This window comes from Prauserella endophytica, assembly GCF_005146945.1.
Classification (GTDB): Bacteria; Actinomycetota; Actinomycetes; order Mycobacteriales; family Pseudonocardiaceae; genus Prauserella_A; species Prauserella_A endophytica.
The window spans coordinates 286,290-300,507 of sequence record NZ_SWMS01000005.1; the positions used below are offsets into that span (position 1 = coordinate 286,290).

Consider the following 14,218-nt stretch of genomic DNA (forward strand, 5'->3'; position numbering starts at 1 on the left):
GGTGAGGCAGCGGGTACCAGCGGCCCATGCGTGTTCTGGTCACCGGCTGGCCGAGCTTCCTGCACGGCGAGGCGACAGCGGGCGACGTGCTCAGCATGCGCCGGATCGGCGCCGCGCTCGCCGAGGCGGGTGTGGAGACCGATTCGGCGTGGAGTCCCCGCTTCCGTCCGGGCGCCCTGCGTCTCGACGACGCCGCCCCCGATCGCTACTCCCACCTCGTGTTCGCGTGCGGGCCCGCGCACGGCGAGCAGGTGCGCGGGCTGCACGAGCGCTACGCCTCGTGCCGTCGGATCGCCGTCGGCGTGTCCGTGATCGACCCAGGCGACCCCGCCGTGACCGGCTTCCACCAGGTGCTCGCCAGGGACGGCGCTGGGCCGCCACGGCCCGACCTCGCCGCGTCCGCCCCGACGTCGCCCGTCCCGGTCGCAGGGATCGTGCTCGCGCCGGGACAGCGTGAGTACGGCGATCGGCGCAGGCACGAGCAGGTGCACAAGGCGCTGCTGGCGTGGGCGGCCGGGCTCGACTGCGCGCGGGTGCCGCTCGACACGCGGCTCGACGCCGCCGACTGGCGGCACTGCGCCACGGGTGACCAGTTCGTCTCGCTCCTCGGCAGGCTCGACGTCGTGCTCACCACCCGGTTGCACGGCCTCGTGCTCGCCCTGCGCGCCGGGGTGCCCGCGCTCGCCGTCGACCCGGTCGGGGGCGGAGGCAAGGTCTCCGCACAGGCGCGGGCACTCGGCTGGCCCGCGGTGGTCGCCGCCGAGGACGTGACGGACGAGCGGCTCGACCAGTGGTGGCGCTGGTGCCTCTCGCCGTCCGCGCGGCAGCACGCCGTGACGCGCGACGACTCCTCACCGCTCGTGACCGCGCTGCTGGCCGAGGTGGGCGCGTGAACACCACGGTCGTCATCGCCACCCGCAACCGCTCCGCCGAACTCGCGTGCACGCTGGGGAAGCTGGCCACGTTGCACCCTGAGCCGCCGGTGATCGTCGTCGACAACGCCTCCACCGACGACACGGTGACCCGGGTGCGCCGAGAGCACCCCGGCGTGCGGCTCATCCCCTCGCCCGTGAACGCCGGTGCCGCCGCGCGCAACCTCGGAGTCAGGGCCGCCACGACGCCGTACGTGGCGTTCAGCGACGACGACTCCTGGTGGGCGCCCGGCGCGCTGTCCCGCGCGGAGGAGGCCTTCGCGGACTGCCCCCGGCTCGGCCTGCTCGCCGCCCGCACCCTCGTGGGGCCCCGCGAGGAGCCCGACCCGGTGTGCGCGCTGATGGCCGAAAGCCCGCTCGGCTCCGAGCCCGGGCTGCCGGGCCCGAAGGTGCTTGGCTTCCTCGCGTGCTCGGCGATCGTGCGCAGGGATGCGTTTCTCGACGTCGGCGGGTTCAGCAGTCTCCTGCACTTCGGCGCGGAGGAGAAGCTCCTCGCCTGCGACCTCGCCGCGAGGGGCTGGGCGCTGTGCTACGTCGAGGACGTCGTGGCGCACCACCATCCCTCCAGCAGCAGGCCGCCGGCCGCCTGGCGGCACCGGATGGAGGCCCGCAACAACGCGCTCATCGCGTGGCTGCGCCGCCCGGCGGGGGAGTGCGTGCGCGCGACGAGCCCGCTGCTGCGGCACCCCGGCGCCGCGGCCGGCGCCCTGCGCAGGCTGCCGCGCGCGCTGGCCGGGCGGCGGCGCCTGCCGCCTTCCGTCGAACGGCAGCTCAGGGAGCTGGCATGAGCCGAACCACGGTCGTGATGATCACCCACAACCGGCGGGCGGAGGCGCTGCGCACGCTGGAGCACATGACGAACCTGCCCGACGGGGCACCGGTCATCGTCGCCGACAACGCCTCGTCCGACGGCACCGCCGACGCGGTGTCCCGGCACTTCCCCGGCGTGGAGCTGCTGTGCTGCGACCGCAACCTCGGCGCGCTGGCCCGCAACCTCGCCGTGCGGCACGTGCGCACGCCCTACGTCTCGTTCTGCGACGACGACACCCGCTGGCAGCCCGGCTCGCTGCGCAGAGCCGCCGAACTGCTCGACGAGTACCCCGGGCTCGGCTCGGTGACGGGGCGCTGCCTCGTGGAACCGGAGCTGAGGGAGGACCCGATCACCCCGGAGCTGCGGGAGTCGCCGGTGCCCGGACCCGACTGGCTGCCGGGGCCCGCGCTCATGGGCGTGATGGCGGGGCTGACGACATTCCGCGTCGAGGCGTTCCGCGAGGTCGGCGGGTTCTCGCCGCGCATGTGGCTGGGCGGCGAGGAGGAGCTGCTCGCGATCGACCTCGCCGCACACGGCTGGTGGATGTGCTGGGCCGAGGACGTGGTGATCCACCACGCGCCCTCGAAACAGCGCGATCCCCGGCGCCGCCGCCAGCTCGGCATCCGTAACACCCTGTGGACCCTGTGGCTGCGCAGGCCCGTGCGCAGCGCCGCCCGGCGCACGGCCGCCGTGCTGCGATCCGCGCCGGCCGACCTGGCGACGGCCTCGGCCGCCTTGGAGGCGCTGCGGGGACTGCCGTGGGTGCTGCGGGAGAGGTGGGTCGTTCCGCAGCGGGTGGAGACCGGGCTGCGCTCGCTGGAGGATTCGCAGCGCCGGTCGGTGGCCCGGCGCTACGTGGGTTGACGCGGCGCCGCACCGGGTAGGCCCGGGGAACGGACTTTCCCGATCTGCCGCAGAGGGAGGCTGCCCATGACCGGCTTCTTCGGTGATCCCGGCCCCAGCCCGTTCGACCAGCTGCTCGCCCAGTTCTTCGGCAATGCCATGCCGGGGCGGCAACCGTACGCCGTCGGCATCACCCGGCTGATGAGCGAGCAGGCGCTGGCGCTGGTGTCGGCGGCTGTCCGGCGGGTCGGCGAGTGGGGCGGCAACGAGCTCGACTCGGTGCACCTGCTGTGGGGCGCCACGCAGGTCTCCGGCAGCAGGGAGCTGATCCAGCGGGCGGGCGGCGACCCCGACGCGATCGCCCAGCGCATCGAGCGCGACGCTCCGCACCCGCGGAGCGCGCCCACCCCGACACCGACCCTCACGCCCGGCGCCAAGCGCATCCTGCTCGACGCCCACCAGATCTCGCGGCAGCTGCGCTCGTCCTACATCGGCCCCGAACACGTGCTGCTCGCGTTGGTGGCGCATCAGGATTCGCCGGCGGGCAGGCTGCTCGGCGGCGCCGGGGTGACCCCGGAGACCGTGCGCAGGGCCATCGCCGGGCCCGCCGTCGGCGCGACGCCGGGACAGGCCCGCCAGCAGCGGCAGGCCCCCAGCGGGACGGAGACGCTCGACAGCTTCGGCCGCGACCTCACCGCCATGGCCCGCGAGGGCGAGATCGACCCGGTGGTCGGCCGCGACGACGAGATCGAGCAGACCGTCGAGGTGCTCTCGCGGCGCACCAAGAACAACCCGGTGCTGATCGGCGAGGCCGGGGTCGGCAAGACCGCGATCGTCGAGGGCCTCGCCCAGCGCATCGCCGACGGGCAGGTGCCGGTGTCACTCGAGGGCAGGCGGCTCGTGCAGCTCGACGTCACCGCGATGGTGGCGGGCACGCGGTACCGCGGTGACTTCGAGGAGCGCATGACCAAGCTGCTGGAGGAGATCCGCGAGCACCGTGACGAGCTGATCGTCTTCATCGACGAGCTGCACACCGTGGTCGGTGCGGGCTCCTCGGAGGGCTCGATGGGCGCGGGCAACATGCTGAAGCCCGCGCTCGCCAGGGGCGAGCTGCACATCGTCGGCGCCACCACGCTCGACGAGTACCGCACCAACATCGAGACCGACCCCGCGTTCGAACGGCGGTTCCAGCCGATCCTGGTGCCCGAACCCAACGTGGAGGACACGCTCGCGATCCTGCACGGCCTGCGGGACCAGTACGAGGCGCACCACCAGGTGCGGTTCACCGACGAGGCGCTCTCGGCCGCCGCGACGCTCTCCGACCGCTACATCACCGACCGGCACCTGCCCGACAAGGCGATCGACCTCGTCGACCAGGCGGGCGCGCGCGTGCGGATGCGCACGGCCAAGCGGCCGGAGGGCCTGCGCGACATGGAGGCCAGGCTGGAGCAGCTGTGCCGCGACCGCGACCAGGCGGTGAGCGAGGAGCACTACGAGCGGGCGTCAGCGCTGCGTGACGAGATCAACGAGCTGCGCACCCGGATCGCCGACACCCGCAGTGACGACACGCCCGCTGGCGTGCCCGAGGTGGGGACCGTCGACATCGCCGAGGTCGTCGCCCGCAGCACCGGCATCCCCGTGGCGCAGCTGACGCAGGAGGAGCGGGAGCGGCTGCTGCACCTGGAGGACCACCTGCACGGGCGGGTCGTCGGCCAGGACGAGGCCGTGCAGGCGGTCGCGGAGGCGGTGCGCCGCACACGGGCCGGCCTCTCCGAACCCGACCGGCCGTCTGGCAGCTTCCTGTTCCTCGGGCCCACCGGCGTCGGCAAGACCGAGCTCGCGCGAGCACTGGCGGAGGCGCTGTTCGGCGGAGAGGACCACATGGTGCGGCTCGACATGTCCGAGTACGGCGAGCGGCACACGGTGTCGCGGCTGATCGGCGCGCCGCCAGGGTACGTCGGCTACGAGGAGGCCGGGCAGCTGACCGAGGCCGTGCGGCGCAGGCCGTACTCCGTGGTGCTGCTCGACGAGATCGAGAAGGCGCACCCCGAGGTGTTCAACGTCCTGCTGCAGGTGCTCGACGACGGCAGGCTCACCGACGGCAGGGGCCGTACGGTCAACTTCACCAACACGGTGCTGATCATGACCAGCAACATCGGCTCCGAGCTGGTGCTGAGCGGCACCCAGGGCGCGCTGGGCTTCTCCCCGGCGCGGGAGACCGACACCGAGCAGCCGCTGCGCGAGCGGCTCATGCGCAGGCTGCGCGAGTCGTTCCGCCCCGAGTTCCTGAACCGGATCGACGAGATCATCGTGTTCCGCAAGCTCACGGAGGAGCAGCTCGAGCGCGTGACGTCCCTGCTGCTGGAGGAGACGCGCCGCAAGGCGCAGGCGCAGGACGTCGAGGTGGACGTCGTGCCCGAGGCGGTCCGCTGGCTCTCCGAGGCGGGTTACCAGCCCGAGTACGGCGCCCGTCCGCTGCGGCGCACCATCCAGCGGGAGGTGGACAACGTGCTCTCCCGCATGCTCCTCGGCGGCGAGGTCACGTCCGGTTCCCGGGTGCGCGTGGGCGTGGAGGACGGCAGGCTCACCTTCGACGTGAGCACCCCCGCGAAGGTGTAACCCGCGCGAGTCCCCCGCTCAGACCCGCGAGTCCCCCGCTCCGGACGCCGAGTTGCCCGCTCCGAACGCCGAGTTGCCCGCTCGGGTCCGCGAGTCGTGCGCTCTGGACGCCGAGTTGCCCGCTCGGGCTGGCGAGTTGCCCGCTCGGGACGTCGAGTTGCCCGCTCGGGACGTCGAGTGGCCCGCTCGGGCTGGCGAGTTGCCCGTTCGGGCTGGCGAGTGGCCCGCTCGGGCTGGCGAGTCGTGCGCTCGGGACGCCGAGTTGCGCGTCGGGGCGGCCAACTACCGGTCTCGGTTCGAGCCGGTACACCGGAGCGCACGACTCGCCCGCGTCTCGGAATGCAGAACTCGCGGTCCGGAGCGGGGGACTCGCGGGCGGGAGCGGGGGACTCGCGGGCCGGAGCGGGGGACTCGCGGCAGGGGCGTCAGCCCGTTTCCTCCGCGGTCACCAGGGCCGGGACGGCGCGTTCGTACACCCGGTACGTGTCGGCGGCGACGCGGTCCCACGAGTAGCGGCAACGGGCGCGGTCGGCGCCGGCGATGCCGAAGGCCTCACGGAGCGTGCGGTCAGCGAGCAGCCTGCGCAGCGCGGCGGCCAGCGCGTCGGGTCGGCGCGGCGGCACGTGGCTACCGGTGACGCCGTCCACCACCGTGTCGGTCAGCCCGCCCACCGCGGAGGCGACCACCGGGACACCGCACGCCATTGCCTCCAGAGGCACGATCCCGAAGGGCTCGTACCACGGCGTGCACACCACGACGTCGGCGGAACGCAGCAGCGCGGGCATCTCGGCGCGGCCGACCTGACCGAGCAGGCGCACGCGGTCGGCGACGCCCAACCTCTCGGCGCGGGCCACCAGCCGCCGCGCCTCCTCGTCGTCGGCGAGCCGCCCCTCCTGAGGGCCGCCCGCGATCACCAGCTCGGTATTCGGCAACGAAGGCAGGGCCGCGATCGCGATGTCGAAACCCTTGCGCGGCACCAGCCTGCCGACTGACACGATCCGCTGCCGCACGCCGCGGGAGGCGGTCTCACCGTCCGGGGTGAACCGGTCGAGGTCGACGCCGCAGAGCACCACCGACATCCGGTCCCTCGGCAGCCCCAGCCGCACCAGCTCGAACACCTCGTCCGAGCACGTCGCGGCCACCCGTGCCGCGCTGCGCCCGACCAGCCGCTCCAGCCGGATGCGGTCGGCCGGGCTCGTGTCCTTTGCCCCCTGGTGACGGCGCTTCACCACGCCAAGCGCATGGAACGTCTGCACTACGGGAACGTCCACCGCGCGCGCCGCGATGACCGAGGCCAGCCCGGACATCCAGAAGTGCGCGTGCGCCACATCCGGCCGCCGCACGCTCCACTCCTGCTCCAGGAACCGCGCGAAATCGCCCATGTGCGGCAGCAGCTCGTCCTTGGGCACGTGCCGGGGCGGCCCCGCCGGCACGTGCACGACGCGGTAACCGGCCGGGGCGACGACCTCGTCGGGCTGCTCCCGGTCGTCGCGTCGCGTGTAGACGGTCACGTCGTGCCCGGCGCGGGTGAGGCCCGCCGAGAGCTCGGCGACATGAACGTTCTGCCCTCCGGCATCGACCTCGCCCAAGGCCGCGAGCGGGTTGGCGTGCTCGGAAACCATCGAGATCTTCACGTTTCCTCCAGGTCGAGTCAGGGCAGCACGCGGTGGAGCAGGTTGTCCCAGTTGCGCAGGAACGCGTCGAGGCCGTAGTGGGTCAGGGCGTACTCCCGCGCCGACTTGCCCATCCGCACGGCCAGTTCCGGCTGCTCCAGCAGCGTCCGGACGCCTTCCACCAGCATCGTCACGTCGGTGGACACGAAACCGGCCTCCGGGGGCACCGCCGTGGCCACCTCGGTGCTCGCCACCGCCGCCACCGGCATGCCCAGTTGCATGGCCTCAAGCAGCGACAGCCCGAGCGAGGTCCACCTCGCGGTGTGCACGTACACCCTGCGCAGGGCCATCTCCCGGTGCAGCGCGGTCTGCCCGAGGTCGCCGACCGGGGTGACGCCGGGGATCTCGAGGCCGTCGAGGCCCATGCCGTACAGGTCGACGGGCGCGGCCTCCGCGAACACGGGCAGCAGGTCGGTGCCGACGATCCGGTTCCGCCGAACGGGCTCGTTGATGAGCACGGCACTGTGCGGCAGCTCGCCGGTGTACTGGTAACCGGGGTCCACGATGCCGTGCGGGATCACCACCGTCGGCGCGATCCCGTTGTCCCACATCAACTCGTTGAAGTGCGTGACGTGGGCGAGCACGATGTCGCCGCGGTCGGCGAGCGGATGCCGGGTGGTGGCGGCGCGCTCACGCGGAGCGTTGTGCTCGACGTACACGGCGGGCACGTCGATCCCGGGCCGTCTGCCGAGCCAGCGTTCGGTCAGCGCGAGCTCTTCGGGTCGCTGCAGCACCACGACGTCGATCTCCGTGTCCCGCAAGGAATCCACGGGAACGTCGATTGCGTTGTCCGGCCAGTCCCGGCCGCAACGGCCCCGTCCCCAAGGGTCTTCAGTGTCCACATAGGGCAGTAGGTAGGTGTGCCCGCCCTGGACGAACGACGTGCACCAGGAACCGTGTACGTGCCAGACGAGCAACTGCATAACGGGTAGTTGCCCGCACGCGCGGACGGCTAAACACTATGGACGCCGCGTGCGCACACCGCCCAGCGCGAGCACGAGGCCGATGAGGCAGGTCGCGCCGTACAGCCACGCGTTGGCCGCCGTGACGTTGACGAGGTCGCCCCACTCGTCGAGGACGGTCGCGAGAATGCTGTACGCCGTGAGCCCCGCGAAGGCGAAGAAGCTCGCCCATCCGAACAGGCGAGCGGTCACGGACTTGCGGGTGGCGATCAACGCGAGCACCCCCACCACGGTGTGCACGATGTTGAGCAGCGTGCTGACGCCGAACAGCCAGACGGTGCGCGACGATTCCGGCCCCATGCCGTCGTGCAGCGCGAATCCGGTGACGCCCACGACCAGATACCAGAGGCCGACGATCCCCACCACGATCTGCGGCCACGACAGCCGCGCCGTCAGGCCCCGCCCGGTCGCGGAGGACGCCGTGCTCATACCCGCCTCCAGCCGTCGTCGGTCAGCGCGGCGCTCGCCTGCGGTCCCATCTGCGCCATGCCGCCGTCCACGAGCCATGAGGCGCCGGTGACGTAACCGGCGGCCGGCGTGGCCAGGAAGGCCACCACGGACGCCACTTCCTTGGCGTGGCCCGGCCTGCCAAGCGGGACGCCCGGCCGGTGCTGCTTCGCGGGGTCGGCGTTGTCCTGTCCGGTCATCGGCGTCGAGATCTCGCCGGGTGCCACGGAGTTCACGGTGATGCCGTGCTCGGCGAGCTCCAGCGCGAGCACCTTGGTGAGCGCGCCGAGACCGGCTTTGGCGGCGCAGTACGGCGCGGCGCCGACCTTCGGGTAATGCTCGTGCACGCTGGTGATGTTGATGATCCGGCCGCCACGGCCCGCGTCGATCATGTGCCGCGCCGCACGCTGCGCGCAGGCGAACGCGCCGTCGAGATCCACGGAGACGACCTCGCGCCACGCGTCGAAGTCCAGGTCCATCACCGGTGTCGCCTCGCCGGTGCCGGCGCAGTTGACCAGTACGTCGAGCCCGCCGAGTTCCTCGGCGAGGTCATCGATCACTGCGGCCTCGGTCGGCAGGTCACGCAGGTCCAGCCGCCGCACGGCGGCCGTGACGCCCTGCGCCTTGACCTCGTCGGCGGTGTTCGCGGCCCCCTGCTCGTCGGCGTGGTATGTGACACCGACGTCGAGGCCGCCGCCCGCGAGCGCCACCGCGATCGCCCTGCCGATGCCGGAGTCCGAGCCCGTCACGACGGCGGTCCTCGGCCGGTCGGTTTGCTCGGGCAATGGTGCGGATCGGGTCACTGAGGACACCTCCGTCACGGATATGCCAGGCCTGTTCACCGGCTACCCGCCCGCACGTGCGGCAAACCGCTTCGCGAACCGGATGTGCACCACCCGGTCGACGCTGCGCTGGGGATCGTGCTCGTACCGCCAGGCCGACAACGTGTCGGTCATCGTGTCGAGAACGCGCCAGCCGAGCGCGTGAGGGCTCGGCACGCGGCCCTCCAGCGTCGTTGTGGAAACGCTCACGGTGAGTCTGCCGAAGGCGAACACGAGGCGGCACGTCAGCATCGCGCCGGGCGCCGACCAGCGGATGAGGCAGGTGCACGCCGCGTCCACGGCCACCGTCAGGTCGGTCAGCTCGTTCTCGGTGAACCCCTCGCGACCGCCGAAGTCGCGGGCCACCATCCGAAGCGTCGCGAGGTGCCGTGCGTGTGCGGGCACCCGCAGCTCCACCGGGCCGGCCGTCCCCGGTCCGGCCCATTCGGCGAGTTCCTCTCTGTGCATGATCCTCCCGAATACCCGGCGAGATCACGGGCATACCTGCGGCGGTACGGCTTTTCGGACCGGCCTCGATGTTTGTGGGACGAGCGCTGAGGGCAAACCGGTGACCAGCGCCGAGATGGAGGAATCATGGTCTACGACGAACACCGCGACGTCGTGGTGGAGGACCGTTCCGTGGCACAGCTGGTCAGCGATCTTTCCGAGCAGACCAGCAGGCTCGTCAGGGACGAGATGAAGCTCGCCGTCGCGGAGATGCAGGACAAGGGCAAGCGGTTCGGGATGGGTGCCGGTCTCGCGGGCGGTGCCGCCGTGGTCGCCTGGTTCGGCGCGGGGGCGCTGGTCGCGGCCGCCGTGCTGGCGCTAGCGCTGGTACTGCCGGGCTGGGCGTCGGCGCTGATCGTCGGTGGTGCGCTGCTGCTGCTCGCCGGCCTGCTGGGGCTCCTCGGCAAGAACCAGGTCCAGCGCGCGACGCCGCCGGTGCCGAGTGAGGCGAGCGAGAGCGTCCGGCAGGACGTCGAGACGGTGAGGGAGAAGATGCGCCGATGAGCACCCCGAAGGAGAGCCCGAAGGAACGTACTGAGGAGAGCGAGGAGTTCCCCCGGAATCCGGAGGAGGCCCGGCTCGACATCGAACTCACCCGGCAGGAGCTGGGTGACACGGCGCACGCGCTCGCGCACAAGCTGAACGTGCCCGCGCGGGCGAAGGAGCAGGCGCAGCAGCGCGCGGCCCGGTTCAAGGGCCAGGCCCAGCAGCGCGCCACGCAGGTGAAGGGACAGCTCAAGCACGGCACGGCCAAGGCGACCGAGACCGTGCGGGGCAACCCGGTGCCCTTCATCGTCTCCGGTGCCGTCGCGGCGGTCGCGGTCGGAGGTGTGATCACGTGGAAGGTCAGGCATTGATGAAGGCGCTCTACAAGCCGCTGAGCCTGGTGGTGAGCACCGGCGGGGCGTTGCTCGCGAGCACGGTTTTCAAGCAGGTGTGGCAACGCGTGAGCGGTGAGCCCGACGCGCCGGACGCCAGGGATCGCAAGTACGCGCTGTGGCAGGTGGTCACCGCCGCCGCCGTGCAGGGTGCGATCTTCGGAGCGGTGAAGGCCGCCGTCGACCGGGCGGGAGCCGCCGGGTACGAGAAGGCCACCGGCGCCTGGCCCGGCGACGAGTAGCCGTCATGTGGCTGTTGCGGCCTCCCGGGGTGTACCGCCCGCAGGAGGACACGAACCTGCTCGCCGGCGCCCTGCGCACCGCTTCGATGCCCGTCGACGCGCGCGTGCTCGACGCGTGCACGGGCACGGGTGCGCTCGCGCTCGCGGCCGCCCGCGCGGGCGCCGGTGAGGTGGCCGCGGTGGACGTGTCGCGGCGGGCGCTCGCGGCGGCGTGGTGCAACGCGCGCCTGCGTCGGGTCCCGCTCAGCGTGCGCCGTGGTGACGTGACGGCGCTGGCCGGGCTCGGGCGCTTCGACGTCGTGCTCGCCAACCCGCCGTACGTGCCGTGCGAGCGCACGTCCGTCGCGAAATGGGACGCCGGAGCCGACGGCCGGGCCGTTCTCGATCCACTGTGTACGCTCGCGCCCGATCTGCTGAACTGGCAGGGATTCCTGCTGCTGGTGCAGTCGGAGTTGAGCGGGGTGGACGAGACGGTGGGCGCCCTGCGGACGGCGGGGCTCAAGACCTCCATCGTCGCGCGACGGCGGATTCCGTTCGGCCCGGTCCTGCGTGGCCGGGCCCGTTTTCTGGAGGAGCGCGGCCTGATCGAACCGGGCCGGCGCGATGAGGAGCTGGTGGTGATCCGTGCCGATCGGGCAGAGCGAACCGCGGCGTGAGCCGCGCAGGGTGACGGTGGTGCCGGGCGGACCGATCCTCGTGGAGGGCCCGGTGGAGCTGACGCTCGACGACGGCGAGACCGTCACCTCCGACCGGTTCCAGGTCGCCGTGTGCGCCTGCCGTCGCAGCAAGGCCTACCCCTTCTGCGATGCCAGCCACCGCAGGCGCACCCGGAGTTGACCAACCGCAGTGAAGGCCACCTTGCCTGCGTTCAACGCAGGCAAGGTGGCCTTCACTGCGACCGTCGTCAGCCGAACTGGCCGGGCTGGTAGTCGCCCGCGGGCTGCTGGACGAGGACGTTCACGCGGTTGTAGGTGTTGATGAGGGCGATGATCGACACCAGCGCGCCGAGCTGCTCCTCGTCGTAGTGCTTGGCGGCATTGGCCCAGACCTCGTCGCTCACCCCGCCCGCCGCGTCCGCGATGCGGGTGCCCTCCTCCGCCAGCTCCAGCGCGGCGCGCTCGGCCTCGGTGAACACGGTGGCCTCCCGCCAGCCCGCGACGAGGTGCAGGCGCGTCGCGCTCTCCCCGGCCTCCGCGGCATCCTTGGTGTGCATGTCGATGCAGAAGGCGCAGCCGTTGATCTGGCTGGCCCGGATCTTCACCAGCTCCTGCGTCGCGGCGGGCAGCGTCGAGTCGGCGACCACCTTGCCCGCCGAGACGAGGTGCTTCAGGAACTTGGCGGTGACCGGGTTTCCGAAGAGGTTCACGCGGGCGTCCATCGTGTACTCCTTGCCGTTGTCGTGGGTGGCTACACCCTTTCGACAACACAGCCCGGCGAGTTGTGACAGGTCTGGACGTGACGTGCGTCTCGCGGGGTAGATCAGCCCAGGGGCTGCCGCAGCGCGGAGCGACCCGCCTCCCACGCGCCGAGCACGTGCTGGGCGAGGCGGTCCTCAAGCAGTCCGGTCGCCTGGATGCCGAAGACGACGTCAGGCGCCAGCTCGGGCTCGCGTTCGAGCAGGTCGCCGATCACCTCGCGGCGCATCACCTGCTCGTGCACGGCGTCGGCCTCGACGTGCTCGTCGAAGAACCGCACGCACGCGTCGTCGGCTCCTACCCGGCGCAGTGCCTCGGCAAGCCGCCGCGCGCTCGGCGCGGTGGTGATCTCGGCGGCGGCGAAGTGCCCGACCAGCGCGCCGCGCAGACCCCGGTGCAGGCCGAACATCGACATCAGGTTCACCGGCGCGAACGCGGGTGCGAGGGCGTGCTCGGCGTAGTGCAGGTAGCCGGATCGCAGCCCGGCGGCGTCCAGCAGGTCGGCGTAGAGCCGCGAGTGCATGCGCTCGTACCGCCCGCCGCCGTACTCGTCGAACTCCACCGCCACGAGTGCCGCCTTGGCCTGCCCGCGCAGCCTCGGGATGGCGAAGGCGTGCGGGTCGGCCTCCTTGAGGTGGTAGATCGAACGCAGGACGAAGTACTCACGCAGGTGCTCCCACGTGCCGTTGTCACGCAGCCAGTGCGAGACCCCGGTGCCGTCGACGGGCTCCACGAGCAGCTCGTCGAGCGCGCCCCGCACGTCGTCACCGCCCGCGACGTCCCGCCGCAGCCCGGCGAGGAACTGCCGTTCGAGCGCGTTGCGGGTCTGGATCAGGTCGGGCTGCCATTCCCACCCGGGGTCCACGCCCTCGAAGCCCCGGTAGTGCAGCTCGTAGCAGACCTGCAGCGCCAGCTGGAGGTCCTCGCCGTATGGCTCGGCCTTGCCCGCGTGATGGGGCAGTCCCTGCGGCTGGTGCGGGTCGTCGTGCAGCGCCCTGGCGATCACCTCGGAGAACGGACCCCGTGGGCGCGGGAGCACTGCCACGTCGCGTGTCGTCGTCTGCACGGTCGCCGATTACCCGATGCGGAGGGGTTCACACCTGTTCACGCCCCCCAAGGCCACCTTTGTTGCGCTCAACGCAACAAAGGTGGCCTTGGGGGCGGTTACGCTCTCGGCATGTCGATCGCGGCCGAGGAGGTTCGGGAGTTCGAGCGGCAGCGGCCGCGGCTCTTCGCGATCGCCTACCGCCTGCTCGGCTCCGCGAGCGAGGCCGAGGACGCCGTGCAGGACACCTACCTGCGCTGGAGCGCCGCCGACCACGGAGCCGTCCGGACGCCCGGCGCCTGGCTGACCAAGGTGCTCACCAACCTCTGCCTCACCCGCCTCACCTCGGCGCGCGCCCGCAGGGAGACCTACGTCGGGCCGTGGCTGCCCGAGCCCGTCGACACCACCGGTTCCGCGCTCGGCCCGCTCGACACCGCCGAGCTGCGTGAGTCGGTGTCGCTCGCCCTGCTGCTCCTGCTGGAACGCCTGACCCCGCCCGAGCGCGCGGTGTTCGTGCTGCGCGAGGCGTTCGGCTACGGCCACGCGGAGATCGCGGAGGTTCTCGACCTGACCGAGTCGAACTGCCAGCAGCTGTACCACCGCGCCCGGCAGCACGTCGCGAGCGAACGCCCACGCTTCCACCCCTCGACGGAGGAACGCGTGCGCATCACCCAGCTGTTCCTCGACGCGGCCCGCGGGGGCGATCTCGAAAGGCTGAGGAGCCTGCTCGCCGACGACGTCGTGTCGTGGGCCGACGGCGGCGGCAAGATCCACGCGGCCCGCAAGCCGATCCGAGGCGCCGAGCGCGTCGCGCAGTACCTGGGCCGGCTGAGCCGCGAGGCGGCGGGCGTCGGCTTCGTGCTCACCGAGCTGAACGGCCAGCCCGGCGTCGTCGCGACCGTCGACGGCGTGGTGCTGCTCGCGGTGGCCCTCGACATCGCCGAGGGCGGGATCGCGACGATCCGAATCGTCGCCAACCCTGACAAGCTCGGGTTCCTCACCGCGCAGCTGGTGTGACCGACG

The 14,218-nt window shown here is 72.2% G+C and carries 17 protein-coding genes; 10 read left to right on the forward strand and 7 right to left on the reverse strand.

The window, feature by feature from the left end; translation table 11 throughout:
- The first annotated feature begins 26 nt into the window (after positions 1-26).
- The 4 genes from FCN18_RS12380 (at position 27) to FCN18_RS12395 (ending at position 5,205) form a co-directional block, all read left to right on the forward strand.
- A complete protein-coding gene (locus tag FCN18_RS12380; RefSeq protein WP_112275171.1) occupies positions 27-893 on the forward strand; it encodes a polysaccharide pyruvyl transferase family protein in 867 nt (288 codons plus the stop codon).
- Positions 890-1,720, forward strand: coding sequence for a glycosyltransferase family 2 protein (locus FCN18_RS12385; RefSeq protein ID WP_137095023.1), 831 nt, complete (start codon positions 890-892; stop codon positions 1,718-1,720). The genes FCN18_RS12380 and FCN18_RS12385 overlap by 4 nt, the downstream gene beginning before the upstream one ends.
- On the forward strand, positions 1,717-2,607 hold the full coding sequence (locus FCN18_RS12390) for a glycosyltransferase family 2 protein (protein ID WP_112275175.1): 891 nt from the start codon (positions 1,717-1,719) through the stop codon (positions 2,605-2,607). The genes FCN18_RS12385 and FCN18_RS12390 overlap by 4 nt, the downstream gene beginning before the upstream one ends.
- Positions 2,608-2,673: 66 nt before the next feature.
- The gene (locus FCN18_RS12395; RefSeq protein WP_137095025.1) at positions 2,674-5,205 is read left to right on the forward strand and encodes an ATP-dependent Clp protease ATP-binding subunit; all 2,532 of its coding nucleotides are present in this window, start codon (positions 2,674-2,676) and stop codon (positions 5,203-5,205) included.
- A 425-nt stretch (positions 5,206-5,630) separates the two neighbouring features.
- Here FCN18_RS12395 and FCN18_RS12400 read toward each other — a convergent pair whose 3' ends face one another.
- The 5 genes from FCN18_RS12400 to FCN18_RS12420 are packed head-to-tail and all read right to left on the reverse strand — an operon-like array spanning position 5,631 to position 9,576.
- On the reverse strand, positions 5,631-6,839 hold the full coding sequence (locus FCN18_RS12400) for a glycosyltransferase (protein ID WP_137095027.1): 1,209 nt from the start codon (positions 6,837-6,839) through the stop codon (positions 5,631-5,633).
- A gap of 17 nt (positions 6,840-6,856) precedes the next feature.
- Positions 6,857-7,801: a glycosyltransferase gene (locus FCN18_RS12405; protein WP_112275181.1), complete on the reverse strand. Its 945-nt coding sequence runs from the start codon at positions 7,799-7,801 to the stop codon at positions 6,857-6,859.
- 36 nt (positions 7,802-7,837) lie between these two features.
- Complete coding sequence (locus FCN18_RS12410) at positions 7,838-8,269, reverse strand: DUF4383 domain-containing protein (protein WP_113644423.1); 432 nt, start codon at positions 8,267-8,269, stop codon at positions 7,838-7,840.
- Positions 8,266-9,090, reverse strand: a complete 825-nt coding sequence (locus FCN18_RS12415; protein ID WP_113644424.1) for an SDR family oxidoreductase — start codon at positions 9,088-9,090, stop codon at positions 8,266-8,268. The genes FCN18_RS12410 and FCN18_RS12415 overlap by 4 nt, the downstream gene beginning before the upstream one ends.
- A gap of 42 nt (positions 9,091-9,132) precedes the next feature.
- Positions 9,133-9,576, reverse strand: a complete 444-nt coding sequence (locus FCN18_RS12420) for an ATP-binding protein (RefSeq protein WP_137095029.1) — start codon at positions 9,574-9,576, stop codon at positions 9,133-9,135.
- A 126-nt stretch (positions 9,577-9,702) separates the two neighbouring features.
- Between FCN18_RS12420 and FCN18_RS12425 the strand changes: the two genes are divergently transcribed.
- From FCN18_RS12425 to FCN18_RS12445, 5 genes are read left to right on the forward strand one after another with little or no spacing between them, the layout of a single operon-like run.
- A complete protein-coding gene (locus FCN18_RS12425; RefSeq protein WP_112275189.1) occupies positions 9,703-10,119 on the forward strand; it encodes a phage holin family protein in 417 nt (138 codons plus the stop codon).
- Positions 10,116-10,472, forward strand: a complete 357-nt coding sequence (locus tag FCN18_RS12430; RefSeq protein ID WP_112275191.1) for a DUF3618 domain-containing protein — start codon at positions 10,116-10,118, stop codon at positions 10,470-10,472. The genes FCN18_RS12425 and FCN18_RS12430 overlap by 4 nt, the downstream gene beginning before the upstream one ends.
- The gene (locus FCN18_RS12435) at positions 10,472-10,735 is read left to right on the forward strand and encodes a DUF4235 domain-containing protein (RefSeq protein ID WP_112275193.1); all 264 of its coding nucleotides are present in this window, start codon (positions 10,472-10,474) and stop codon (positions 10,733-10,735) included. The genes FCN18_RS12430 and FCN18_RS12435 overlap by 1 nt, the downstream gene beginning before the upstream one ends.
- 5 nt (positions 10,736-10,740) lie before the next feature.
- On the forward strand, positions 10,741-11,391 hold the full coding sequence (locus tag FCN18_RS12440) for a HemK2/MTQ2 family protein methyltransferase (protein ID WP_137095031.1): 651 nt from the start codon (positions 10,741-10,743) through the stop codon (positions 11,389-11,391).
- The gene (locus FCN18_RS12445; protein WP_112275333.1) at positions 11,366-11,572 is read left to right on the forward strand and encodes a CDGSH iron-sulfur domain-containing protein; all 207 of its coding nucleotides are present in this window, start codon (positions 11,366-11,368) and stop codon (positions 11,570-11,572) included. The genes FCN18_RS12440 and FCN18_RS12445 overlap by 26 nt, the downstream gene beginning before the upstream one ends.
- Positions 11,573-11,639: 67 nt before the next feature.
- Here the strand turns inward: FCN18_RS12445 and FCN18_RS12450 are convergent, their stop codons facing one another.
- Together FCN18_RS12450 and FCN18_RS12455 are read right to left on the reverse strand one after the other, a co-directional pair.
- Positions 11,640-12,113, reverse strand: a complete 474-nt coding sequence (locus tag FCN18_RS12450; protein ID WP_112275197.1) for a carboxymuconolactone decarboxylase family protein — start codon at positions 12,111-12,113, stop codon at positions 11,640-11,642.
- Between the two features lie 101 nt (positions 12,114-12,214).
- The gene (locus FCN18_RS12455) at positions 12,215-13,153 is read right to left on the reverse strand and encodes an iron-containing redox enzyme family protein (protein ID WP_407675774.1); all 939 of its coding nucleotides are present in this window, start codon (positions 13,151-13,153) and stop codon (positions 12,215-12,217) included.
- 174 nt (positions 13,154-13,327) lie between these two features.
- Here FCN18_RS12455 and FCN18_RS12460 point away from each other — a divergent pair, with 174 nt between their 5' ends.
- The gene (locus FCN18_RS12460; RefSeq protein WP_206077872.1) at positions 13,328-14,212 is read left to right on the forward strand and encodes an RNA polymerase sigma-70 factor; all 885 of its coding nucleotides are present in this window, start codon (positions 13,328-13,330) and stop codon (positions 14,210-14,212) included.
- Positions 14,213-14,218 lie beyond the last annotated feature (6 nt).

Coding starts and splice junctions, on each gene's coding strand:
- FCN18_RS12380 (WP_112275171.1), top strand. CDS start 27: ATGCGTGTTCTGGTCACCGGCTGGCCGAGCTTCCTGCACGGCGAGGCG.
- FCN18_RS12390 (WP_112275175.1), top strand. CDS start 1,717: ATGAGCCGAACCACGGTCGTGATGATCACCCACAACCGGCGGGCGGAG.
- FCN18_RS12395 (WP_137095025.1), top strand. CDS start 2,674: ATGACCGGCTTCTTCGGTGATCCCGGCCCCAGCCCGTTCGACCAGCTG.
- FCN18_RS12405 (WP_112275181.1), bottom strand. CDS start 7,801: ATGCAGTTGCTCGTCTGGCACGTACACGGTTCCTGGTGCACGTCGTTC.
- FCN18_RS12410 (WP_113644423.1), bottom strand. CDS start 8,269: ATGAGCACGGCGTCCTCCGCGACCGGGCGGGGCCTGACGGCGCGGCTG.
- FCN18_RS12420 (WP_137095029.1), bottom strand. CDS start 9,576: ATGCACAGAGAGGAACTCGCCGAATGGGCCGGACCGGGGACGGCCGGC.
- FCN18_RS12425 (WP_112275189.1), top strand. CDS start 9,703: ATGGTCTACGACGAACACCGCGACGTCGTGGTGGAGGACCGTTCCGTG.
- FCN18_RS12430 (WP_112275191.1), top strand. CDS start 10,116: ATGAGCACCCCGAAGGAGAGCCCGAAGGAACGTACTGAGGAGAGCGAG.
- FCN18_RS12435 (WP_112275193.1), top strand. CDS start 10,472: ATGAAGGCGCTCTACAAGCCGCTGAGCCTGGTGGTGAGCACCGGCGGG.
- FCN18_RS12440 (WP_137095031.1), top strand. CDS start 10,741: ATGTGGCTGTTGCGGCCTCCCGGGGTGTACCGCCCGCAGGAGGACACG.
- FCN18_RS12450 (WP_112275197.1), bottom strand. CDS start 12,113: ATGGACGCCCGCGTGAACCTCTTCGGAAACCCGGTCACCGCCAAGTTC.
- FCN18_RS12460 (WP_206077872.1), top strand. CDS start 13,328: ATGTCGATCGCGGCCGAGGAGGTTCGGGAGTTCGAGCGGCAGCGGCCG.